The 22414-nt window shown below is 64.0% G+C and carries 19 protein-coding genes; 2 read left to right on the forward strand and 17 right to left on the reverse strand.

Annotated elements, in window-relative coordinates; translation table 11 throughout:
- Nucleotides 1–9 precede the first annotated feature (9 nt).
- Both HV765_RS27280 and HV765_RS27285 read right to left on the reverse strand, forming a co-directional pair.
- Nucleotides 10–1644 (reverse strand): GMC family oxidoreductase, encoded by a 1635-nt coding sequence (locus HV765_RS27280; protein ID WP_175171581.1) that lies wholly within the window; start codon nucleotides 1642–1644, stop codon nucleotides 10–12.
- Nucleotides 1645–1662: 18 nt separating this feature from the next.
- Nucleotides 1663–3132 (reverse strand): NAD-dependent succinate-semialdehyde dehydrogenase, encoded by a 1470-nt coding sequence (locus HV765_RS27285; protein WP_175171582.1) that lies wholly within the window; start codon nucleotides 3130–3132, stop codon nucleotides 1663–1665.
- A gap of 187 nt (nucleotides 3133–3319) precedes the next feature.
- On the opposite strand from HV765_RS27285, the gene HV765_RS27290 reads away from it, so the two are divergent.
- Complete coding sequence (locus HV765_RS27290) at nucleotides 3320–4210, forward strand: LysR substrate-binding domain-containing protein (RefSeq protein WP_054427090.1); 891 nt, start codon at nucleotides 3320–3322, stop codon at nucleotides 4208–4210.
- Between the two features lie 22 nt (nucleotides 4211–4232).
- On the opposite strand, the gene HV765_RS27295 is transcribed toward HV765_RS27290, so the two are convergent.
- From HV765_RS27295 to HV765_RS27335, 9 genes are all read right to left on the reverse strand, one after another.
- The gene (locus HV765_RS27295; RefSeq protein WP_054426986.1) at nucleotides 4233–5429 is read right to left on the reverse strand and encodes an ABC transporter substrate-binding protein; all 1197 of its coding nucleotides are present in this window, start codon (nucleotides 5427–5429) and stop codon (nucleotides 4233–4235) included.
- A 129-nt stretch (nucleotides 5430–5558) separates the two neighbouring features.
- The gene (locus HV765_RS27300) at nucleotides 5559–6869 is read right to left on the reverse strand and encodes a pyruvate dehydrogenase complex dihydrolipoamide acetyltransferase (protein WP_175171583.1); all 1311 of its coding nucleotides are present in this window, start codon (nucleotides 6867–6869) and stop codon (nucleotides 5559–5561) included.
- Nucleotides 6870–6881: 12 nt separating this feature from the next.
- Nucleotides 6882–7583 carry a GntR family transcriptional regulator gene (locus HV765_RS27305; protein WP_054426984.1) on the reverse strand — a complete coding sequence of 234 codons (702 nt, stop codon included), beginning with the start codon at nucleotides 7581–7583 and terminating at the stop codon, nucleotides 6882–6884.
- A gap of 12 nt (nucleotides 7584–7595) precedes the next feature.
- Entirely contained in the window at nucleotides 7596–8318 is a 723-nt protein-coding gene (locus tag HV765_RS27310; RefSeq protein WP_054426983.1) for an SDR family NAD(P)-dependent oxidoreductase, read from the reverse strand.
- On the reverse strand, nucleotides 8302–10509 hold the full coding sequence (locus tag HV765_RS27315; protein WP_175171584.1) for an alpha-ketoacid dehydrogenase subunit alpha/beta: 2208 nt from the start codon (nucleotides 10507–10509) through the stop codon (nucleotides 8302–8304). The genes HV765_RS27310 and HV765_RS27315 overlap by 17 nt, the downstream gene beginning before the upstream one ends.
- A gap of 87 nt (nucleotides 10510–10596) precedes the next feature.
- Nucleotides 10597–11367 (reverse strand): SDR family NAD(P)-dependent oxidoreductase, encoded by a 771-nt coding sequence (locus tag HV765_RS27320; protein WP_156336969.1) that lies wholly within the window; start codon nucleotides 11365–11367, stop codon nucleotides 10597–10599.
- A gap of 238 nt (nucleotides 11368–11605) precedes the next feature.
- Nucleotides 11606–13618, reverse strand: coding sequence for a TonB-dependent receptor domain-containing protein (locus HV765_RS27325; RefSeq protein WP_156336975.1), 2013 nt, complete (start codon nucleotides 13616–13618; stop codon nucleotides 11606–11608).
- Nucleotides 13619–13838: 220 nt separating this feature from the next.
- The gene (locus tag HV765_RS27330; RefSeq protein WP_054426979.1) at nucleotides 13839–14126 is read right to left on the reverse strand and encodes a type II toxin-antitoxin system RelE/ParE family toxin; all 288 of its coding nucleotides are present in this window, start codon (nucleotides 14124–14126) and stop codon (nucleotides 13839–13841) included.
- Nucleotides 14113–14409 carry a type II toxin-antitoxin system RelB/DinJ family antitoxin gene (locus tag HV765_RS27335; RefSeq protein ID WP_054427089.1) on the reverse strand — a complete coding sequence of 99 codons (297 nt, stop codon included), beginning with the start codon at nucleotides 14407–14409 and terminating at the stop codon, nucleotides 14113–14115. Before HV765_RS27335 ends, HV765_RS27330 begins: the two co-directional genes overlap by 14 nt.
- Nucleotides 14410–14635: 226 nt before the next feature.
- Between HV765_RS27335 and HV765_RS27340 the strand changes: the two genes are divergently transcribed.
- A complete protein-coding gene (locus HV765_RS27340; RefSeq protein WP_054426978.1) occupies nucleotides 14636–15115 on the forward strand; it encodes a VOC family protein in 480 nt (159 codons plus the stop codon).
- Nucleotides 15116–15388: 273 nt separating this feature from the next.
- On the opposite strand, the gene HV765_RS27345 is transcribed toward HV765_RS27340, so the two are convergent.
- From HV765_RS27345 to HV765_RS27370, 6 genes are all read right to left on the reverse strand, one after another.
- Nucleotides 15389–16438, reverse strand: coding sequence for an ABC transporter substrate-binding protein (locus tag HV765_RS27345; RefSeq protein WP_054426977.1), 1050 nt, complete (start codon nucleotides 16436–16438; stop codon nucleotides 15389–15391).
- A gap of 92 nt (nucleotides 16439–16530) precedes the next feature.
- Nucleotides 16531–17526 (reverse strand): CobW family GTP-binding protein, encoded by a 996-nt coding sequence (locus HV765_RS27350; protein ID WP_175171585.1) that lies wholly within the window; start codon nucleotides 17524–17526, stop codon nucleotides 16531–16533.
- A 1-nt stretch (nucleotide 17527) separates the two neighbouring features.
- Entirely contained in the window at nucleotides 17528–19198 is a 1671-nt protein-coding gene (locus HV765_RS27355) for an amidohydrolase family protein (protein WP_054426975.1), read from the reverse strand.
- Nucleotides 19199–19203: 5 nt separating this feature from the next.
- Nucleotides 19204–20451, reverse strand: coding sequence for a metal-dependent hydrolase family protein (locus HV765_RS27360; RefSeq protein ID WP_054426974.1), 1248 nt, complete (start codon nucleotides 20449–20451; stop codon nucleotides 19204–19206).
- Nucleotides 20452–20476: 25 nt separating this feature from the next.
- Entirely contained in the window at nucleotides 20477–21358 is an 882-nt protein-coding gene (locus HV765_RS27365; RefSeq protein WP_054426973.1) for an ABC transporter permease, read from the reverse strand.
- Nucleotides 21359–21366: 8 nt separating this feature from the next.
- Nucleotides 21367–22413 (reverse strand): ABC transporter ATP-binding protein, encoded by a 1047-nt coding sequence (locus tag HV765_RS27370; RefSeq protein WP_054426972.1) that lies wholly within the window; start codon nucleotides 22411–22413, stop codon nucleotides 21367–21369.
- Nucleotide 22414: the final 1 nt, after the last annotated feature.

Raw genomic sequence — 22414 nt, forward strand, 5'->3', positions numbered from 1 at the left:
ATGGCTTATTCAGGCTTTCCTGATCAGATCGGCCGCCTTGTTGCCGATCATCATGGTTGCGGCGCAGATGTTCGCCGACGGCATGGATGGCATGACCGACGAATCGATCACACGCAGGTTCTGCACGCCGTGCACGCGCAGCTGCGCGTCCACCACGGCATATTTGTCGTCGGCCGGACCCATGCGGGCCGTACCGTTGACGTGATAGGACGACACGCCAAAACGGCGCGCGAAATCCAGCAGTTCGGAATCCGATTCGCACAACGGGCCGGGCAGCGCTTCGCCGTCCGAAAACGGCGCCAGCGCCTGCGATTGCAGCAACCGGCGCGCAAGGCGGATGCCGCGCACCAGCGTGACTTGATCGCGTTCATCGGCCAGATAGTTGGCCAGGATGATGGGGTCTTGCAGCGGGTCGGCCGACTGAATGCGGACCTGGCCGCGGCTGTCGGGGCGGTGTTGCCAGACGCCTGCGGTCATGCCAGGGAAGTCATCCAGCACGCCCACATAGCCTTCCTTGTAGCTGGCGGGCGTGAACACGCCTTGCAGGTCGGGCGCAGTGAGTTCGGGCGTGGACTTCCAGAAGTAATGCAGCAGCGACGGGCTCAGCGCCATGATGCTCGGCCGCTTCATCATCCAGCGGCTGATCTGGCCGGCCAGGCTGAAGCCCTTCACCAACTCGTTCATCGTCTTGCTGTTCTTCACGCGCGCCACGATGCGCACGGAGTAGTGGTCGCTCAGGTTCTCGCCCACGCCGGGCAGGTCGCGCACGACGTCGATGCCATGCTGGCGCAGCAGATCAGCTGGGCCAATGCCCGACAGCTGCAGCAGCTTGGGCGTGTTGATCGCCCCACACGCCACGATCACTTCGCGGCTGGCGCGCACCGCGCGTAAGCGGCTGGGATGCGCGGGGTGGCAATAGGCCACGCCCACGGCGCGCGTGCCGTCGAACAGCACGCGGGTCGCTTGCGCGTAGGTGCGCACGTCCAGGTTCTTGCGCGCCATCGCGGGCTTCAGGAAGCACTTGGCCGTACTCATGCGCCAGCCGTTGCTGATGGTGCGCTGGAAGTAGCCGACGCCCGCCTGCTCCGCGCCGTTGTAATCGGGGTTGCGCGGAATGCCCTGCTCGACCGCGCCCGCGATGAACGCTTCGCACAGCGGATGAATCCAGTCGATGTCGGTGACGGGCAGTTCGCCCTGGCGTCCGCGGTAGCGGTCGTCGCCACCCACGCGGCGTTCCATCGACTTGAAGTACGGCAGCACGTCCGCATACGCCCAGCCCGGGTTGCCCAGGCTGGCCCAGTGGTCGAAGTCGGCCGCCTGGCCACGGTTGTAGACCAGGCCGTTGATGGACGTGGAGCCGCCCAGCGTGCGGCCCTGCGGGATCGGCACGCGCCGCCCGTTGGTTTGCGCCGTGCCTTCGCTGGAAAACTGCCAGGCGTATTTCTTGTTGAAAACGGCCTTGATGAAGCCGGCCGGGATGTGCAGAAAGGGGCTGTTGTCGGGCGGGCCCGCTTCCAGCACACACACGGTGGCGCCATCGGCCGACAAGCGGTTGGCCAGGATGGACCCGGCCGCGCCGGAACCGACAATCACATAATCGAACGTATCGGCATCGCGCAGGGATGCTTGCTGTGCTGGGCTCATGTCAGGAATCCGGAAGGCTTAGCGCGGGGCGTTGAACGACTTGCCGCCCAGGCACACGTATTTGATTTCAAGGAATTCTTCGATGCCGTACTTCGAACCTTCGCGGCCCACGCCCGATTCCTTGATGCCGCCAAACGGGCCGACCTCGTTGGAGACCGCGCCCGTGTTCACACCCACGATGCCGTATTCCAGCGCTTCCATCACGCGCCACACGCGTTCCAGATTGGCCGTATAGAAATAAGCGGCCAGGCCCGAGGCGCTGTCATTGGCGCGCGCCAGCACGTCGGCTTCGGACTCAAAGGTGCTGATGCCCACCACCGGCCCGAAGATTTCTTCGTGCGCCAGTTCCATGGCGTCGGTGATGCCGGCGAGCAGCGTCGGTTCATACAACAAGGTGCCCGCCTGGCGCAGCTTGCCGCCTGCCAGCAGCGACGCGCCGTGCGCGGTGGCGTCCGCCACCAGACGCGTCACCTTGTCGACGGCGCGCTGATCGATCAGTGGGCCTTGCGTGACACCCGCTTCCAAGCCGCCACCCACCTTCATGCGGCGGATTTCGGCCAGCAGCTTGTCGTTGAAGGCACCGGCCACGCTGGCGTGCACGTAGACGCGGTTGGCGCAGACGCAGGTCTGGCCGGCGTTACGGAATTTGGAGAGCACCAGCCCGGCCACCGCCTCGTCCAGATCGGCGTCTTCGAACACGATGAAGGGCGCGTTGCCGCCCAGTTCCAGCGACAGCTTCTTGATATTGGATGCGCTTTGCTGCATCAACAGGCGGCCCGTCTGCGTGGAGCCGGTGAACGTCAGCTTGCGCACCGTGGGGTTCTGCGTCAGTTCGGTGCCGATGGGAGCCGGGTCGCCAATAACCACGTTCAGCACGCCCGGCGGGATGCCGGCCTGCTCGCCCAGCCAGGCCAGCGCCAGCGCGGTGAACGGCGTCAGTTCAGACGGCTTGAGCACCACCGTGCAGCCGGCGGCCAGCGCCGGGCTGACCTTGCGCGTTACAAGCGCCGACGGAAAATTCCACGCAATGATGGCCGCGCACACGCCCACGGGCTGGCGGATCGCCATCATGCGCTGGTCGCAGCGCGTGGACGGCAGCACGTCGCCATAGACGCGCTTGGCTTCCTCGGCGAACCACTCGACGAACGACAGCGCGTAGTTCAGTTCGCCCCGCGCTTCGGCCAGCGGCTTGCCCTGCTCAAGCGTCAGCAGCAGCGCCAGGTCGTCGCTATTGGCTTCGATCAGCGCGTGCCAGCGGCGCAGAATGGCGCCCCGCTCCTTGCCGGTCTTGGCGCGCCACGCGGGCAGCGCGGCATCGGCCGCCGCGATGGCGCGGGCGGTTTCGGCCTGACCCAGGTTGGGCACGGTGCCGAGCACGCTGGCATCAAAGGGATTGCGCACCGTGATGGTGGCCTGATTGTCGGCGTCGCACCAGGCGCCGCCAATGTACGCCTGCTGCCGCAGCAGCTGGCTGTTTTGCAAATGCATCGTCGTCTCGCTCCATCCACCATTCTTGCGCCGTCCGCGCAGGGCGGCCGGTCACTATTTTTCGTGAGGATAGCGCCGGGCTTGCCGTCCCCAATAGCAGTCATTAACGATGCCGCCATCGCCAAACGCGATGGCAAGCCCGCGCGTGGCTACAATGGCCCGTCCCGTCCGTTGCCCGCCCGCCACCATGCGTTTAGACCCCACTTCCCTCAAGCTTTTCATCAGCGTGGTCGAGCAAGGCACCATCGCGGCGGCGGCCGAACACGAGCACATTGCCGCGGCCGCCATCAGCAAACGCATCAGCGAACTTGAAGACAACCTGAAGATCCGGCTGCTGATCCGCACCAACAAGGGCATACGCCCCACACCGGCAGGCGTTGCGTTATCCACCATGGCGCGGCGCGCGCTGCACGAGCTGGACGAAATCTCCGTGCAGATGCGCGACTACTCGCGCGGGCTGCGCGGCTTCATCCGCGTCTACGCCAACATTTCCGCCATCACGCAGTTCCTGCCGCAAGACATCAAGCTGTTCCTGAACGACTACCCTAACGTGCAGGTGGACCTGGAAGAGAAAATCACGTCCACCATCATCAAGTCGGTGGCCGAGAACGCGGCGGACGTGGGCATCTTCTCGGGCGACGCGCCCGATACCGACGTTGAGATCCGCCCCTACCGCGAAGACACGCTTGCGCTCGTCGTGCCCGCCGATCACCCCTTGCGCGACAAGCCCGGCTTTCGCTTCGCGGACGCGCTGGAACACGACTTCATCGGCCTGCATCGCGGCAGCGCCATCAACCGCATCCTGTCGGCCGCCGCCGACGACGAGAAGCGCAACATCCGCTTGAAGGTGCAGGTGACCGGCTTTGACGCGCTGTGCTTCATGGTCAATTCCGGGCTGGGCATAGGCGTGCTGCCGCTGGACATTGCGCGCCGCTACTCGGTCATGTTCGACCTGCGCATCATCCCGCTGGCCGAACCCTGGGCGCGCCGCAAGATCCAGATCTGCGTGCGGTCGTTTGATTCGCTGCCCACCGCCGCCAAGCTCTTCGTCAACCACCTGAGCCGCGGCCAGGCCTGAACAGGCCCGGCCGCGCGCCGCCTTATTGCTTCAGGTCTTCGGGCTTGATGGCCTGCGTGACGGCGTCGTCCACCGACACCACCTTGCCGTCCACCCAGCGCACCAGCCGGAAGTCCTTGTACGACAGGGCTTCGTGGTTGGCCTTGGTGAAGGCCGGCGCGTAGGCCTTGATCACGCCATCCACCTTGCCCAGGTTCTCCAGCGCCTGCTGCACCTTTTCGCCATCAGTGGACTTCGCCTGCGTCATCGCCGCCGCCAGGATCTTCACCGAGTCATAGGCGTGCGCCGCGAACACATAGGTGGGCAGCTTGCCCTCCTTTTTCATGATGGTGTCGTACAGCGCCTTGGATTGCGGCGTGGAGTCTTCGGTAATGGACGCCGAGAAGATCATCTTCTTGGCCAGCTCCGGCCCCGCAATGCGCAGGAACGGGGGGCTCAGGTTCGACCACGAACCGAGCGTGGTCGGGTAGTAGCCGATTTTTTCCTGGCTGCGCATCAGGTGGCCGTTGGAATCCGCCAGCGCGTAGACGATCAGCGTGTCCGCGCCCGACGCCTTGATCTTGTTCAGCTGCGAGCTCATGTCCGTGTCCTTCGGACCGAACTTCTCATTAGCCACCGGCGTGATGCCGTGCAACTGCAAGACGGCGGCCGCGTCTTTCGCGCCCTGCTGCCCGTAGCCCGTCGTATCGGCAATGATGGCGACCTTCTTGTTCTTCGTCGCGCGCGCCGCGTAGGCTGCCAGCAGCGTGATCTGGTCCAGGTCCCGCATGGAAACGCGGAAGATGTAGTTGGCCGGTTCCTTGCTGTAGCGGTTGGTGATTTCGGTGGCCGTGGCCGAGGGCGAAATGGTCGGAATCTTCTTCTGTTGCACGATGTGCAGCCAGGCCAGCATGTTGCCCGAGTTCACCCCGCCCAGCATCGCCACGACTTTTTCGTTGTCGACCAGCTCGTTGGCGTTCTGAATGGACTTGGGCGGCGAGCCCACGTCATCACGCGGCACGATGACGATCTTTCTGCCCAGCACGCCGCCTGCGGCGTTGATCTCTTCGGCGGCCTGCCGCGCGCCCGACAACGCCGACACGCCAAAGTCGGCCGAGCCGCTGGCGGACATGTCGCTGTTGTATCCGATCTTGATATCGCTCTGCGCCCAGGCGCCCTGCGCGGCAACCACCAGGGCGGCGGCGCAGGCAAGGCGCGTCAGCGGATTCTGCTTGTTCATTGCTTTGTCTCCAGACTTTATGTAATGGTGCTTCGACTTACCTGCCGCCATCGGTCTGTGCGCCGTTCGCGGTCCACCCTGCGCGCTGCTGATGTGGACACTGACTAGAACAACCTTCCACTCAACACGCTAGAGAATCAATTCGATGGGATGTTCCAGCAAATGCCGGACGTCCTTCAAAAATCTTGCGCCCACTGCGCCATCCACCACACGATGGTCTGCCGACAGCGTCAGGCTCATCACGTGGCCGATGGCCAGCGCATCGCCGTCCACCACCGGCTGACGCGTCACCGCGCCCGCCGCCAGAATGACGGACTGCGGCGGGTTGATGATGGCGGCGAACGACTTCACGCCATGCATGCCCAGATTCGACACCGTCAGGCTGCCGCCTTCGTATTGCTCTGGGCGCAGCCGTCCCGCGCGCGCCTGCTCGGTCAGCTGGCGGACTTCTGCGGAGAGTTCACGCAGGCCTTTGCGATCAGCGTCGCGCAAGATGGGTGTGATCAGGCCCGAGTCCAGCGCAACGGCGAAGCTCAGGTCGACCTGATCGTGGCGCAGCACGCCGTCGTCCGTCCATTGCGCGTTAATGTCCGCCACGCGTGCGGCGGCACGCGCCACGGCCAGCAGCAGCAAGTCGTTCAAGGAATAGCGGACGGGGTCCGGGCTGGCTTGCGCGCTGGCGTTCAACGATTCGCGCGCCGCCATCATCGCGTCCATACGGCAGTCCACCGTCAGGTAGAAGTGCGGAATCTGCTGCTTGGACTGCACCAGCCGGCGCGCGATGGTGGCGCGCATGGGCGTGTGGGGGGTGAGCGTTCCCAGGCTTGCGGATGCGCTGGGGTTCGCGGGCCGCGCGGAGTCCGTTGCCGGCGCGGACTTGGTGTCCACGGCGGGACGCTGTTCTGCGGCATGTTCGATATCCACCCGCACGATCCGGCCGTTCGGACCGCTGCCGGCCAACGTGTGCAGGTCCACGCCCATCAGGCGCGCCAGCCGACGCGCAGACGGACTGGCGAAGAGGCGATGCGCGGGGGGCTCGGCCGCGAAAGGCGCGGACACCGGGGCAGGCGCAGAGGCAGGAGCAGAGGCAGGAGCAGAGGCAGAGGCAGGAGCAGAGGCAGAGGCAGACGCAGACGCAGGTGCAGACTCAAGCGCTTCTTCGGCGCGCGCCGGAACGGGCGTTTGCACCTGGTTCGCGCCCTCTGCCAACATCGTCGCGATGACGTCACCCACCGGCACGGCGGTGTCGCCTGCCGCAACATGGATGCGGTCGAGCACGCCGCTATCCACGGCTTCCAGTTCAATGACCGCCTTGTCCGTTTCGATTTCGGCCAGGATATCGCCCACCTTGACCGTGTCGCCGGACTGCTTCAACCATTGGAGAATTCTGCCCTGCGTCGTGCCCGCGCCAATCGCGGGCATTACGACCTCGATATCCATGTCTCACTCGCTTCAGGTTTGAGTCAAATTGCCCGTCTTCTCGATGAACGCCGCCGCATCGGAAATGTCTGCCACCACGGCATCGCGCGCGCCATCCGGATCACGGCGGCGCAGCGCCTGCAGCAGCGTGTCGTGATGGCTGAACGATTCCCAGCTTTCCGACTTGCGGTCTTTGCTGCTCATGCTCAGCGAAAACAGCGGCGCGATTTGCAGCCAGATGTTCTCGATCATCGTGACCAGCAACGGCATGCCCGCCGCTTCATACAAGGTGAAATGCAGATTGCGGTTGGCTTCAATCGTCTTCAGGGTGTCGATCTTGCGCTGGTGGCCCAGCTTGTCGAACTCGTGCGCATAGCGTTCGATGCGCGCCACGGTGTCGTCAGTGATGACCTTCACGGCTTCCGCCGCCGCAAAGCCTTCGAGGCAGCAGCGGATGCGCACCACTTCGCGAAACTTCGGCAGGCTGGGTTTGGGCACGCGCACGCCCCGGCTTGGCAGCATTTCCAGCGCGCCTTCGGCCACCAGCTTGTTCACCGCTTCGCGCACCGGCATCGGGCTGGTGTTCAAGGCGGCGGCCAGGCCGCGCAGCGTGACCTTTTCGCCGGGCGGCACCGCGCCGCTCATCAGGAGCTGACGCGTGCGCTGATAGATCTGATCCGCGACGGTGACGCGTTCCTGCTTTTCCAGCAGCCCTTCCAGGATGGTGTTGTCCATGTATGTGTACGCCTATGTCATGTAGACGCCACCGTTCACGTCCAGCGTGGCGCCGCATATGTAGCTTGCGCCATCCGAACACAAAAACGCGATGGGCAAGGCGATTTCGCGGGGCTGGGCCATGCGTCGCAGGGGAATTCTATTCGCATCCAGCGGCGCGCCTTGGGTCATGCCCGTGTCGGTGGCGCCAGGCGCCACGCTGTTGACCGTCACGCCCGAATCGGCCGCCTTGCGCGCCAGCCATTTCACGAACGCGTGCGTGCCGCCTTTGGCCGCCACGTAATGCGGGCTGGCCGCCAGACCGCCCATACGCGCCGCCACGGACGACACCAGCACCATGCGCCCCGCGCCCTGTGCCGCCATCTTGGCCAGCGCCGCGCGCGTCAAGTGCATGACGCCCAGCAGATTGATGTCGATGACCTGGTGAAACACCTGGTCCCAGCCGTCCGCGTTCCAATCGTCCCACGGGCAATAGCCCGCGTTGGCGACCAGCGCGTCCAGGCGTTCGATGCTGGCAACCGCAGCTTCGGCCGCGGCGCGGTCGGTCACGTCGAACGCGAGCGCACGCGCCGTCACGTTTTTCGCGCGTAATTCGGCCGCCAACGCTTCCGGCGCTTCGCGGTCCGCCAACACCAGCGATGCGCCCTGCTCTGCGCACACGCGCGCGGTTTCGCTGCCGATGCCGCCAGCCGCGCCCGTGATCAAGATGGTTTTGCCTTCAAGCGCGCAGGGCATGAACGTTTCCTGGTTGGGCGGTCAATCCGCTTTCCTGAAGCATGGCGGCCAGACGTGTGCGGATATCGTCTTCGCTCGCCAGCGCCGCGCGTTCCAGCGCTTGCGACACCGTAGGCGGCGCCCAGCGGCCCGTCACACGCTGCACCGGCTGATCCAGATAATCAAAATAGCGGCGTTGAATCTCGTCAGCGATCAATGCGCCCAGGCTTGCGCCGCGCGTGGTTTGCTCAACGATCGCGACGCGGCCCGTCTTCATGACGGAGGCGCCGATGGTGTCGTAATCAATATCGCGTTGCGACAGCGTGCGCAGGTCGATGATGTCGGCGCGCACGCCCATCTCGGCGGCCACCTGCACGCAGCGCTCCACCATGCTGAGCGTGGCCAGCAGCGTGATCTGATCCCCTTCCTGCACGCGCTTCGCGCGGCCAATGGGAATGTAGTAGTCCAGCTTCTTTGGCACCAGCGTCTTGCGCTTGTGCAGTTCTTGCGGCTCGATCACCAGCACCGGGTCTTCGCAGCGCAGCGCCGAATTCATCAGGCCCACGTAGTCGAAGGCATTTGACGGGGCAACGATGCGCCATCCGGGAAACAGCGCAAACACGCCAGCCGGGTCCATTGAGTGCTGCGATCCATACCCTTCCGCGCCTGGAATCCGGGTGCGCAACACCAGCGGCACGCTCGCCGAGCCGTTGAACAGATGGCGGATCTTGCCCGCCTGGTTCAGCAGCTGGTCGCCCGCCACCAGGAAGAAGTCGCTGTACATCAGTTCAACGACAGGCTTAAGGCCCGACAGCGCTGCGCCGGTTGCCAGGCCGCAAAAGCCGTTCTCGGTGATTGGCGTATTGATGAGCCGGCCCGCGTAGGTTTCCGTCAGGCCGCGCGTGGCGCCTACCGTGCCGCCGCCCATGTTGGCGACGTCTTCACCGAAGACGTAAATGCGCTCGTCCTCAGCCATGCGCGCGCCCATCGTGCGCGCCATGGCTTCGATATAGGACAGCGTTTCCATGTCTTCTGCGGCGTAGTCTTCGGCCTCGGCAAACTGCACGCCGTCGAATTCGCGCATGTCGCTGTTCAGGTTGGCGTCCACGCTGGACGCCTCCGGCCAGAGTTCGGGGCGGATACGCGCGGATGACCCCGCGCCTTCCACGCAAGAAGCCGCCGCGGCGTCCATGGCATCGGTCACCGCGGCGTCGATGGCCGCCAGTTCATCAGCATTCAGAATGCCGCGTCCGGTCAGCTCACGTTGCAGGAACAGCCAGGGGTCGCGCGCCTTCCAGGCGTTTTCTTCGTCGCGCGTGCGATAGCCAAACGCGCTGCCGGGAATGGACGAGCTCTGGTGGTAGTAGCGGTAGACCTCGGCCAGAATGAATGCCGGCCGGCCTTCGCGTTCAATATATTCTTGCGCCCAGCGCGTGGCCAGCCACACGGCGAAGGGGTTCATGCCGTCGACCTTGACGGCCGCGATGCCGTGGCCCTGCGGACGCGTCAGCAGTTCGGTCTGAAAGGTGGATTGCTCCACGCTCATCGACACGGCGTACTTGTTGTTTTCCAGGAAGAAGATCATGGGCAGGCCGTACAGCGCCGCCAGATTCATCGCTTCATGGGTGGCGCCCTGATGCACGGCGCCGTCGCCAAAGAAGGTCACCATCAGCTTGCCCGACTGCCGCTGCTTTTCCGCAAAGGCATGGCCGCAAGCGATGGGAATACCGCCCGCCACGATGGCGTTCGTGCCCATGATGCCCAGGTCCGCACGGCGTAAATGCATGGAGCCGCCGCGCCCGCCGGTCCAGCCATCCTTCAAGCCCAGGATCTCGTGCATCAAGCCCTGGATCTCTTGCCGCATGCGCAGGCTGAGTCCGCTTGCCACCGGGTCCATGCCGTCTTCATAGAGGGCGTTGACCGCCTTGGCGACGCATTGGTGGTGCGCGCGATGTGTGCCATTCATCAAGGTGTCGATGGGCAGCGCCGCAATGCAGCCGGCCGCGCCGCCTTCCTGGCCGATGCTGGAGTGTGCCGGCCCGTGCACCAGGTTCAGCTTGTCCAGCATCAGGATCTTTTCTTCGAAGCGGCGCGCCGCCAGAAACAGCGTCGTCAGGCGCATGGCGTCGGTGCGGCTCAGCTGCTCCCAGTCGCTGTCTTCCACGACCAGGGTGCGGGCTGGCGTCGTCTGCCCGATGTCCTCGAATTGCATGTCTCCTCCTTATGGCGGGCCGGCTCTGTGGGGCCGGCTCTTTGCGTTCAACCCTGCGCGGTCAGATAGGTGCGCCAGATTGGTTCGTCAAATATGGGCGGTCACGCCGCCATCGACCACCAGGCTTGCACCCGTCACGAAATCGGACGCGGCGCTGGCCAGGAACAACGTCGAACCGATCAGGTCTTCGGGTTCGCCCCAGCGGCCCAACGGAGTCGTGGCCACCACGCGTTCGGCATGGCCGGGGATGTCCACTCGCGCCTGCCGCGATAGCGCGGTGTCGATCCAGCCGGGCTGGATCACGTTGACGGTGATGCCGTCCGCCGCCCAGGCGCAAGCGAGCGATCGCGTCAGTTGCAGCACCCCGCCCTTGCTGGCCGAATACGCGGCCGTGACGGCGTTGGACGCCAGCGCCAGGATCGACCCGATGTTGATGATCTTGCCCTTGCCACGCAGGCTCATCGGAGCGTGCACCGCCTGGCACATGTTGAAGGTGCCCTTCAGGTTGATGTCCACGATGCGGTCCCACACGTCTTCGGCGTAGAGCTCTGGCCGCATGCGGGTGTTGACCCCGGCGCAATTGATCAGCACATCGACGCCGCCGTACTTGGCAACCGCGTCGGCGACCGCATTGGCGCAAGCCTCGCGGTCTTCGACTTGCAGCGCGATGGCTCCGGTCTTCACGCCGGATTCGCGCAGCTCGGACGCCAACGCGTCCAGCTTTTCCCCCGCCAGGTCGGCCAGCACCAGCGTCGCGCCGCCTTGAGCGAAAGCCCGGCTAAGCGCAGCGCCAATGCCGCCCGCGGCACCGGTAATCAAAACGACTTTGTCTCGAACACTGAATAGTTGTTGGGTCATGCTCTGCTTCGCCGCTGCCCGCGCGCCGGCGGATGCCGGGCGCTATTTCTGATATGTGATCACAAATTGGATTCTAGAAACCCAAGGTGGCGAGCGTCAACAAGATCGGCATCGGGGTCTACCCGGGGGTGGTCGACGCGTGGAGAGCATGGCGCGGCGCAACAAAAAAGCCGGGGCGCTAGGCCCCGGCGTGGTGCTTGCTGGCGGGCGGGCGTCTTGCCGCCACGCCCTACCCTTGTCAGTACGTCAGTCGCACGCCCAGCATCACGCTGCGGCCGGGCAGCGGCGCCACCGATGAGATAAACGACGCGTGGTTGTAGGCCAGTTTGTTCAGCAGGTTGGTGCCGCGCAGATAGACTTCGTAGCCCGTCTCGCCGTAGCGGCCGCGGTAAGCGACCACGGCGTTGACCAGGTTGTAGCCCGGCGTGCTGTCTTCATACGATGCGATGTCTTTTTGCGAGAACACGCGTGCGTATTCCACGCCGCCCGACCATTGATCCCACTTCACATTGCCGCGCACACCCGCGCGCGCTGCCGGAATGCGCGGCAAGTTGCCGTCGCCGCCCGTCAGCTTGCCGCGCACGTAGTCGCCGAACACGGCGGCCGAGAACACCGGGGTGAACTGGTGGCGAAGCTCGCCTTCCACGCCCGTGAATTCTGCGTCGCGTTGCGTATATTCGATCAGGCGGAAGTCTTCGTAGCGGTCCAGCGTATTGGCGTAGATATAGTTCTTCACGCGGTTGTGGAACACGCTGGCCGAGAACGTGGTGTCGCCCGAATGCTTGCGCAAGGTCAGGTCAATGTTGTGTGACGTTTCGCGGCCCAGGTCGGCGTTGCCGAGTTCGTAGGTGTTGGTGGCCAGGTGCACGCCGTCTGCGTAAAGCTCTTGCGCATTGGGCAGGCGTTGCGAACGCGACAGCGACAGCGCCACCGAGTACTGCGGCGCGAAGTCCCAGATGGCTGCCGCCGACAAGGACGTACCAGACAAGCTGCTGCGCGGCGCGCCGCCTTCCGGCGAAATGCGCTGCCAGTCCTGACGCGCGCCCACTTCAAAACGCCAGTCGTTCAGCTGATATTCCTCGAGCACGAACAAGCCGTTCGAACGCGTGCGGCTGCGCGGCAAAAAAGCCTCTTCGCCGTCGGCGCGAAAATCGCTGTAGGCGTTCTGCAAACCCACCACGCCGCGCCAGCCGGCGATCGGCTTGTGCTGCAATTCCACGCGCAAGTCGTAGCCCTTGTTCTTGAAGCGCGTGCCAACTTCGCCGCCTTCGATCTCGTCGTGCTGATAGTCAGTCAGGCCACCGCGCACGCGGATCTTTTCGAAGCCGGCGAACGGGTCTTGATATTCGGCGCGCAGATCCAGGCGGTTGCTGCGCAGCTTCACGTACGGCACGCCGCCGTGTTCGTGATCATGATCGTGGTCGTGGCCTTCTTCTTCGTGATCATGGTCGTGGCCGCCGCAATGCAGGTGCGTGCCGTGCGGGTGGCAGCCTTCGTATTCGTGGTTGTGTCCCGGCAAGCCGTACTTGCTTTCCAGATGCGTGAACGCCAGGCCGACGTAACCGCGCGGGGTGATCCACGACATGCCGACGGAGCCCTGCGTGGATTCGCTGTACGAGCCTTCAAGCTTGCCGCCCGGCCAATCGGGCACGTCGTAATCGCTGGTGCGCCGCTTCATGCCTTCAACGCGCACGGCGAACTGACCTTCGCCCGCCGTGATGCCCACCGCGCCTGAACGTTCCTTGGTGCCCGTCGCGCCGCGCAATTCGGCTTCGGCCTCGATGCCCTTTTCCGGCACCGCGGTCGGAATCTTCTTGTCCACCACGTTCACCACGCCACCAATCGCGCCGCCGCCGTAGAGCAAGGTCGCGGGGCCGCGCAGCACTTCAATGCGCTCGGCCAGCAGCGGTTCCACCGTCACCGCGTGATCAGGGGAAATGCTGGAAGCGTCCATCACTTCGGACCCATCAGACAGCACCTTCACGCGCGGTGCGCTTTGACCCCGGATCACCGGTCGGCTTGCGCCGCCGCCAAACGTGTCGCTATTCACGCCCGGCAGATTCTTCAGGGTTTCACCCAACGTGCCAGTGCGCTGCTCAATCAGCGCGTCGCCCTCCAACACAGAAGCGGGCAGCGTGGTGCTGTTCAAGTCCAACCCCAAGGGATTGGCGGACACGGTAATGGGCGCCAGCGTTTTCGCGCGTTGCGGATCGGTTTCCGTCTCGGCCTGCGCCACCGGCGCAATCAGCATCAACGAGCAGACCAGCGGTTTCAGACTGCCCCCACGCGGCTTGCGGCCCCCCGTCACGTTGCGGCTTCCCTTGTTGAACCCCAGCTTCTTGCCTTTCATCTACGTTCTCTCGGATGTTATATCATTACAAATCGCTGACGAATGATATAACATTTCATAATTGGTGCGATGAAGTTTTGGAGGATGAAGTCTGAAGAATGTCGATTCAGACCAAACGACGTCAGGCGCTGTCGCGGGGCCATTGTTGCGCGGCGTGAAGCACGCGCAATATCGTCACGGCACGAGGCGTGTGGGCATAGACCACGACGTAATTCGGCCGTACCACCATCTCTCGCGTTCCTGGCACGCGGCCAGCGCGATACAAACGCGGACGCTCACGCAGCTTGGAGATTTTCAAGTTTATGTCTTGCACCAGGCGCAGCGCGGCTGCTGGGCTATCGTCCGAAATGTAGTCAACAATTGCCAGCAAATCCTCGCGGGCAGTTTCGCGCCACTCAAGAATCGGCACGACGTTTCTTGGCGATCAGCGCATGCGCCTCGTCCATGACCTGTTGATGGGCAACCGCTGGGCGTGTATCGCTCAAAGCCTCGTGGACCTTGGCGCGAAACCATGCGTCGTGACTAGCGGCGTCGACAGTCAAACCCGCCGGCAAGCCCCCTTCCTTCGCCACTCTCGTCAGCAAAATACGCACCGCGTCGGAAATCGTCAGCCCGACGTTGGCGAGCTTTTCCGCCGCTTCCGCCTTGAGTTGATCGTCAACCCGGACGTGCAACATTGAAGTCTGTGCCATGAGGAAAACTCCCGTAATGAGGCAGCCATTATGTCTCTCAATTGAGAGACACACAAACTGCCGGCCCATTCCAGGCAGAACCTGACAGTTGCAACGAGGATTTCACGTGGCCGAATTGCACAATCCGACCGAGTATCCTCAACAGCACGAAACCCCGCACGTCAAGGCGCGCCGGTTGTTCGGGCGCCCAGCGTCGATGGGTTTTCATCTCACGAGGAGACCCCCGATGATTCCCAAGAACACGATTTGCCTCTGGTTCGATGGCACCGCGCTGGAGGCCGCGCAGTTTTACGCGAAGACGTTCCCCAATAGCTCCGTGGACGCGGTTCACAAAGCGCCGTCCGACTATCCCTCAGGCAAGGAAGGCGAAGTGCTGACGGTGCAATTCACCGTGATGGGCATACCGTGTCTGGGCCTGAATGGCGGTCCGGCGTTTCAGCACAACGAGTCGTTTTCATTTCAGGTCGCCACCGACGATCAGGCAGAGACTGACCGCTTGTGGAACGCCATTGTCGAGAATGGCGGCCAGGAAAGTGATTGTGGCTGGTGCAAGGACAAGTGGGGCTTGTCGTGGCAGATCACGCCGCGTGTGCTGACCGAGGCATACACGGGCGCTGACCGCGCGGCCGCCAAGCGCGTCTTCGAAGCCATGATGACGATGGGCAAGATCGACGTCGCGAAGATCGAGGCGGCGCGCCGGGGCTGATCGGCGCGCGGCAGGAGCTAGACGTTTATCTGGAGTCAGACTGCAATTTTTTATTGGAGTCTGACTGCAATTTTTCGACTGCTATTTTTCATTGGAATCAGACTGCAATTTCGCAGCATACGTGCATAAGAAGTGCAGTCTGACACCTTAAAAAATGGAAAAAATGCAGTCTGAGTCAACTCTCGAACAATTGCAGTCTGACACCCAAAAAATGCAGTCTGAATCAATCCGCCCAGCCTGAATCAATCCGCCAGAATCAATCCGCCTAGCTCATCAACCCGCCTTGAATTCCTTGTTCCAGAATTCCAGCATGTCGGCTTTGCCTTCGGTCAGGCCCTTCAGGTCGTAGGCATGCAAGAGCTTCACTTCGGCGTCGGTGAAGCCCACGCGCTTCAGGTTTTCCGGCAGCGTTGCGTTGGTCACGGTCGGCGCGTAGCCCATTTTTTCGGCGAAGCCGATCTGGCCTTGCGGGTCGAGCATGGCGTTCAGGTATTCCCAGGCCGCGTCCTTGTTGCGGCTATTTTTGGCCACACCCGCTTCGAACGACACCGGCACCGAGCCTTCCTTCGGGATCACAAAGCCCAGCGGCAGGCCGCTGTCTTTCCATTGCAGCGCGCGGGCTTTCCACATGCAGGCGATGGCGATTTCGCCGGATTTGAATGCCGACGCCACGGCCTCGTTGGACGGATAGATGCGCGGCGCGTTGGGCTTTAGCTTCGCCAGGAAGCGCTTGCCGCCATCAAACGTCTTGGTGTCGCCACCCGCGCCCAGGCCGACGAAGACGGCGTTGTACAGGTACAGAATGTCGGAGAAGCCCACCTGGCCCTTCCACTTCGGGTCCAGCAGCACTTCCAGCGAATCAGGCGGCGTGGGGAATTTTTCGGTGTTGTAGACCAGCGTCATCGCGCTGAAGATGTGCGGAATCGAGTACGGCGTTTTCAGCGCGGCAATGGCGTGCGCCAGATTCGGCAACTTCTTTACATCGATGGGTTCCAGCGTGCCGGAGCGTTCGGCGTCGTACATGTCGACTTCGCCCAGCAACGCCACGTCCATGCTGCCGCGACGCGAGTTCTTCTCGGCGCGCAGCTTGGTGACGCGGCCCACCGCGTTGCCGGTGTCGTACACGACCTTCACGCCCTTTTTCTCGACGATGGGGTTGATGATCTGTTGCAGCAGGTTTTGGTAATCGCCGCCCCACGTGCCCACGACGAGTTCTTTTTCAGCGGCGTGCGCCATGCCCGGCACCCAGCCCAGCGCAGGTGCCAGCGCCAGGCCAGAGGCGGTCTTGATGAAGCCACGGCGAGTCAGGTTTTTCTCTTGCATAACAACCTCGTATCGAAGGGGGACTGACGACTTGCTACGGTGCGGGTGCGCAGGCGGCTGTGCCCGCCGCGCGCCCGGGTTTCTAAAAAAATTCAGGCGAGCATCTCGACCGGCGCATCGGGCGCGGACGCGCGGATGTCGTCCACCTCGATATCGCGCGCGATGACGATGATGGCGTCGCGCGCATCGGGTTGACGCGTCAGCCGCTGCGGCGCGCTGAAGGTGGTGCCCACCGACTGGATCAGGATGGGCTCGGCGCATTCGGTCACGCGCACCACGGCTTTCACCCGCAGGAGGCGTTCGCCGCACAAGCCGGCCAGGTTATCCAGCCATTCTGAAAAGTCCGTCCAGCTGATGCCCTCGCGGGCGCGTGCCGCCATGACGCGGATGCGCGGGTGCGCGGCGGTGTCGGCAGCGCTTTTGCCGGACCCACCCGCGATCAGCATGCGCGCGGCCAGCCCGGCCAGGTCCGCCACGCCTTGCGACGGCGCGAAAGCGGCTTGCACGGCACGGCTGCGGTCAGGGTCGGCGATGACAAGCGCCAGCGGGTTCAATACGGCAGCGCGCGCGGCGCGGCCTTCAAGTTCGGCTGCGGGCAAGAGATCGGTCTTCGTCAGCACGATGCGATGCGCCGCGCCGAACTGCGCCATGGCCTCGTCTATCTCGGCCAGCGCATCGGGATCGCGCGCGCAATCATCGGTGCAGACGACCGTCAGCCGCAGCCCCCGGCTGGCCAGTTCAGGATCGGCCAGCGACGCAATGATGGGGCCGGGCCGCGACAGGCCGCTGCATTCCAGGATCACGCGCTGCAATGGCCCCGCGCCTTCGGGGCGCGGCGCGTCCAGCAAGGCGCTCAAGGTATAGACCAGGTCGCTGCGCAACGAGCAGCACACGCAGCCGTTGGCCATCAGCGTCATCGGCACGTTGTCGCTGTCATTGGCGACGATGGCGCCGTCCACACCGATCTCACCCGCCTCGTTGACGATCACGCCCGTATCGCGCGACGACGGATCGCGCAGGTAATCCACCAGCAGCGTGGTCTTGCCGCTGCCCAGAAAACCGCACAAGAGGAACAGGTCGACGGCCATATCAAGCGGCCTCGTCGGCGCTGTCGCAGGGTGAACCGGCAAGCGAACCACCGGGTGACCCACCAACGGGAGGACGCTCGCCATCGGGGTCTTCCGCCCAGCTGTCCTTGACCATCTTGCGCACGTCCGCCAGCAGCTCGGCGGTGTCGTACACCACGCCCGACTTGATGGTGGTGCGCAGGCAGCGCTGCCATTCAACCTTGGCCGTGTCGTCGTTCAGGCGCATGGCGCCGGTGCCGAACAGCAGCTTGAAATCGGTCAGCGGGTTTTGATCGTGAATCAGCAGGTCGGCGCGCTTTTGCACGTCGATGGAGCCGGTGTCGTCATCAATGCCCAGCAACGCGGCGCTTTGCGACGTGGCCGCGCGCAGCACTTCAATGGGGTGGAAGCCGGCCTCTTGCAACAGTTCCAGTTCACGCACAAAGCCAAAGCCGTAAATCTGGAAGATGAAACCGGAATCGCTGCCGGCGCAAACGCGGCCGCCCAGGTTCTTGTATTCGTTGATGAACTGCATCCACAGCCGGTAGTTCTGCTTCCACTCGATCTCGTTGGTGGTGCTCCAGCGATACCAGTACGCGCCGTGCCCGCCGCGCTGCGGCTGGAAGTACTTCCACACCGCCTTCCACGTGTAGTCGTCGTGCCAGTCGGCGCGGCGTGCGCGCATCAGGTCGCGGTTGGCGTCGTAGATGTTGAAGGTGGGGACGAAGGTGTGGCCGAGTTCCAGGAATTGGTCCATGACCTGACGCCACTTGGCCGAGCCCGGTTGGGCGGCCTGCATGAAGGTCTGGCCGGCGACGGCGAAGCGGTAGTACTCGTCGCTGTAGTTGTAGTCGGTGGGAAAGGACTGCACCACGCGGTCTTCGAACAACGCTTCGGGCAGGCCGTAATAGTGTTCGGAACTGGTCAGCCCCCAGCGCGCAGACTTCAACGCGTTCACGCGTGTGACGGCCATCTGCGCATGGTGGCAGCCCGAGCGCAGGCCCTGTTGCGCGGCTTCGTCCAGCGCGGCTTCCATGATGGCGGGCGGCGCCCCAAAGAACTTGATACCGTCGGCGCCGCGCGCGGCCAGCTTGCGCACCCATTCGCGGCCCTGCTCCGGCGTGTGGATGGTTTTGACGCGGTCGTTCACGGCGGGGAAGACGCTATGCACGATCATGCGCGGCGCGGCGATCTTGTTGGCGGCGGAAAGCTCGCGCTGCTCCAGCGTCCAGCCCAGCCCGCCCATCGCGCCCATCTCGCGCACCGTGGTCACGCCGTGCGCCAGCCACAGTTTGTAGATGTAGTCAGCGGGCGGCACGATGCCGCTCATGGCGTGATACGGCGTGCCGATGTGCGCGTGCGCATCCACAAAACCGGGGGTGACGAACTTGCCGTGGCAATCGATTTCGTGGTCGCCCGGACCCGGGCGGCGTTTGGGGTCGATGGCCTTGTGCGGCGTACCCACGTTGACCAGTGCGGTGATGCGTTCGTTTTCGATCACGATGTCGACCGGCCCCCAAGGCGGAGCGCCCGTGCCATCGATGATCGTCGCGCCGCGCAGGATCAGCCGGGGAAACGGCCCCAGCCCGCGGTCGCGCGACACCGGCGCCGTCGGCGGATGCCAGCCCTTGGCGGCGTTGACGTCGCGGGATTCCTCACCGACTTCCGACTGTGAAAACGTGGGATCGCTCATGGCGCTTACACCCCCAGCCCGTTATGTTCGATGACGCCGCCCTTCATGATCAGCGCCAGATGTTCGCCCTGCCCCAACAGGCAGGACAAGTCGCGGTACGGGTTGCCGTCCACCAGCAGCACGTCCGCCAAGGCGCCCGGCTGAATGCGGCCCAACTGGCCGACCTGGTTCAGCACTTCGGCCGCAGTTGTTGTGGCGCACTGAATGACTTCCTGCGCGGACAAGACTTCGTTGCGGATGCGGAATTCATCGCTTTGCAGGCGTTGCGACGGGCCGAGCAAGTCCGAGCCATAGCCGATCTTCACGCCCGCCTTCTTGTAGATTTCCAGCGAATGCAGGCCCGCGGTGCGCACCGTGGCGATCTTTGCGACCGAGTCGGGCGGCAGGCCGTAGTCGGCGCCTTCGTTGGCCAGGGCTTCGTAGGTCACCAGCGTGGGCACAACAAACGCGCCCTTCTCGGCCATGAAGCGCGCCACGCGCTCATCCACCAGATTGCCGTGTTCAATCGTGCGCACGCCGTTGCGGATGGCGCGTTCGATGGCGTCGGCGGTGTAAGAGTGCGCCATCACGTAAGTCTGACGGCTGGCGGCTTCTTCGACGATGACGCGAATTTCTTCTTCCGAATAGCCATAGGACGCGATGGGGTCGGTGGGCGATGCGACGCCACCCGAGGCCATCATCTTGATCTGATCCGCGCCCATTTGCAGTTCCTGGCGCACGGCTTTGCGCACGTCGTCGATGCCGTCGGCCACGCGGCCGATGTCGCCCGCGCGGAAGCAGCAGCCGCAGAAGCTCATCGGGCGCAGATGGTCGGAACGGGGACGCGGGTCGCCATGGCCGCCCGTCTGGCTGATGGCGCGGCCCGAGATGAACAGGCGCGGCCCCTTCACCGTGCCTTCGTTGACGGCGCACTTCAGGCCCCAGCCCGCGCCGCCCGCGTCACGCACGGTGGTGAAACCCCGGCGCAGCATCGCCGCCATGATGGGCACGGCGCGCATCATCACCAGCGCGTCGGGCAACACGCCTTGCGTGCTCAGGTTCAGCTGCGTGGCCAGCACGTGTACGTGCAGATCGATCAGGCCGGGCATGAGCGTGCGGCCCGCCGCGTCGATGACCTGCGCGGACGCGCTGGTAATGGGCTTGTCTGACACTTCCTTGATGACGCCGTCCTCGACCAGCACGTGGTGGCCTTCCAGCAGGTCGGCCTGCAAGGGATCAAGCAGGTTCGCGTTCTTGAACAATACGGATGCCATGAATATTCCTTGAGGGGGAGTCGGGTCAAGACGCCATGGTCTTGATGTAGCGCCGATGAATCAGCCAATTCGAAATCAGTGCAATGACCAGCGTGCCGCAGACCAGAATGACGGCCAGCGCCGCGCCAAACGGCCAGTTCGATGCGCGCGTGATCTGGTCATAGAGCGCGGGCGCCATCATCGTCAGGCCGGAGCCGCCCAGCAGCACTGGCGTGGCGTAAGCGTTCATGCACAAGATGAACACCAGCATCGTGCCCGCCGCCACGCCGGGCGCGGCAATGGGCAGCACAATGCGGCGAAACGTCGTGAAGAAATTCGCGCCGACGTTGCGGGCGGCTTCCTCGACCGACAGGTCCATGCCTTCCAGCACGCTTTGCAAGGTGAGGATCAGGTAGGGCATGACGACGGCGGTAGTGCCGATGACAACCGCCGTGGGCGTATACATCAGCGTGATGGGTTTATCGACCAGCCCCAGCCCCAACAACACCGCGTTCACCACGCCCGCGTTGCCCAGCGCCACCATCCAGCCCGCCGCGCGCACCACGTTGCCCACCATCAGCGGGAACACCAGCAGAATCACGAACAGGCTCTTGTATTTGCTTTGCGTGCGCGCCAGGAAGTACGCCACCGGAAAGCCCAGCACCAGCGCCAGCACGGTGCACAGCGCGGCCACCCAAAGCGTCGTGAAGAAGATGTCGCGGTAGTAAGGGTCGCCGAAAAACTTGGCGTAGTTTTCGAAGGTGAAGGCGGTTTGCATCAGCTCCGCCGGATCGAAATGATTGAAGCTGTAGCGCGCCAGTTGCAGGATGGGGACCAGGATGATCACCAGCACCACCAGCGACGCCGGAAACGCCAGCCCCGGCCCCAGCCACCGGCTGGGCCGCCCGTCTTGTGTTGCAGTCGTCATGGCGGCTCCTATTGCGTGAAGGCCACGCAGTCTTCGGGCTCGAAGCACGCGTACACGCGCGCGCCCGGCGCCGGTTGCGCGCGGCTTGCGCCACCATTGACGATCTGGCTGATCATGCGGTTGCCGCCTTCCAGCTGCACGCGCACTTCCAGCACCGATCCCAGATACAACGACGATTCCACCACGCCCGCCAAGGCGTTGCCGCCCGAAGGCTGCTCGGACAGCCGCACGCGTTCCGGCCGCACGCCCACGTGCGTTGCCCCCGCGCCGCCCGGCGTGGCGATGCGCTGGCCCGCGTCGGTGTGAAACTGGTTGTCGGCCTGGCCCCGGCCCGTGAAGACGTTCATCTTGCCCAGGAAGTCGGCCACGAAAAGATTGGCGGGGCGCTCGTACAGCGTGTCGGGTGCGCCCACCTGCTGCACGATGCCGTCATGCATGATGGCCATGCGGTCGGCAATGGCCAGCGCTTCTTCCTGGTCGTGTGTGACGAACACGGTTGTCAGGCCAAGACGCTGTTGCAAGGATCGAATCTCTTCGCGCACTTCCAGCCGCAGCTTGGCGTCCAGGTTGGACAAGGGCTCGTCAAGCAAAAAGACTTTGGGTTCGATTGCCAGCGCTCGCGCAATCGCCACGCGCTGTTGCTGGCCGCCGGACAGCTGGCGCGGATAGCGGTCACGCAGTTCGGTCATGCGCACCATGTCCAGCACGCGGCGGATCTTGGCGTCGCGATCGGCCTTGGGCACCTTGTGCATTTCCAGCCCGAAGGCCACGTTCTCGGCCACCGTCATGTGCGGAAACAGCGCATAGCGCTGGAACACCATGCCGGTATCGCGCTTGTGCACGGGCAGCCGGGTGACGTCGGTGTCGCCAATGCGGATGCGGCCTGCGGTGGGGGTGATGAAGCCGGCAATCATGCGCAGCGTGGTGGTCTTGCCGCAGCCGCTGGGGCCCAGGAACGTCACCAGCTCGCCTTCCGCGATCTCCAGGGAAAAGTCGGATACCGCCACCGCCGAGCCGAATTGCTTGCGGATATTCTCGATTGAGACCTTCGCCATT

It is taken from the genome of Achromobacter kerstersii (genome assembly GCF_902859595.1).
In the GTDB taxonomy this organism is placed as follows: domain Bacteria; phylum Pseudomonadota; class Gammaproteobacteria; order Burkholderiales; family Burkholderiaceae_B; genus Achromobacter; species Achromobacter kerstersii.

Bases quoted from the DNA above. Each gene is read 5' to 3' on its own strand.
- HV765_RS27280 (WP_175171581.1), bottom strand. From the start codon at position 1,644: ATGAGCCCAGCACAGCAAGCATCCCTGCGCGATGCCGATACGTTCGAT.
- HV765_RS27285 (WP_175171582.1), bottom strand. From the start codon at position 3,132: ATGCATTTGCAAAACAGCCAGCTGCTGCGGCAGCAGGCGTACATTGGC.
- HV765_RS27290 (WP_054427090.1), top strand. From the start codon at position 3,320: ATGCGTTTAGACCCCACTTCCCTCAAGCTTTTCATCAGCGTGGTCGAG.
- HV765_RS27295 (WP_054426986.1), bottom strand. From the start codon at position 5,429: ATGAACAAGCAGAATCCGCTGACGCGCCTTGCCTGCGCCGCCGCCCTG.
- HV765_RS27300 (WP_175171583.1), bottom strand. From the start codon at position 6,869: ATGGATATCGAGGTCGTAATGCCCGCGATTGGCGCGGGCACGACGCAG.
- HV765_RS27305 (WP_054426984.1), bottom strand. From the start codon at position 7,583: ATGGACAACACCATCCTGGAAGGGCTGCTGGAAAAGCAGGAACGCGTC.
- HV765_RS27310 (WP_054426983.1), bottom strand. From the start codon at position 8,318: ATGCCCTGCGCGCTTGAAGGCAAAACCATCTTGATCACGGGCGCGGCT.
- HV765_RS27315 (WP_175171584.1), bottom strand. From the start codon at position 10,509: ATGCAATTCGAGGACATCGGGCAGACGACGCCAGCCCGCACCCTGGTC.
- HV765_RS27320 (WP_156336969.1), bottom strand. From the start codon at position 11,367: ATGACCCAACAACTATTCAGTGTTCGAGACAAAGTCGTTTTGATTACC.
- HV765_RS27325 (WP_156336975.1), bottom strand. From the start codon at position 13,618: ATGCTGATTGCGCCGGTGGCGCAGGCCGAGACGGAAACCGATCCGCAA.
- HV765_RS27335 (WP_054427089.1), bottom strand. From the start codon at position 14,409: ATGGCACAGACTTCAATGTTGCACGTCCGGGTTGACGATCAACTCAAG.
- HV765_RS27340 (WP_054426978.1), top strand. From the start codon at position 14,636: ATGATTCCCAAGAACACGATTTGCCTCTGGTTCGATGGCACCGCGCTG.
- HV765_RS27345 (WP_054426977.1), bottom strand. From the start codon at position 16,438: ATGCAAGAGAAAAACCTGACTCGCCGTGGCTTCATCAAGACCGCCTCT.
- HV765_RS27350 (WP_175171585.1), bottom strand. From the start codon at position 17,526: ATGGCCGTCGACCTGTTCCTCTTGTGCGGTTTTCTGGGCAGCGGCAAG.
- HV765_RS27355 (WP_054426975.1), bottom strand. From the start codon at position 19,198: ATGAGCGATCCCACGTTTTCACAGTCGGAAGTCGGTGAGGAATCCCGC.
- HV765_RS27360 (WP_054426974.1), bottom strand. From the start codon at position 20,451: ATGGCATCCGTATTGTTCAAGAACGCGAACCTGCTTGATCCCTTGCAG.
- HV765_RS27365 (WP_054426973.1), bottom strand. From the start codon at position 21,358: ATGACGACTGCAACACAAGACGGGCGGCCCAGCCGGTGGCTGGGGCCG.
- HV765_RS27370 (WP_054426972.1), bottom strand. From the start codon at position 22,413: ATGGCGAAGGTCTCAATCGAGAATATCCGCAAGCAATTCGGCTCGGCG.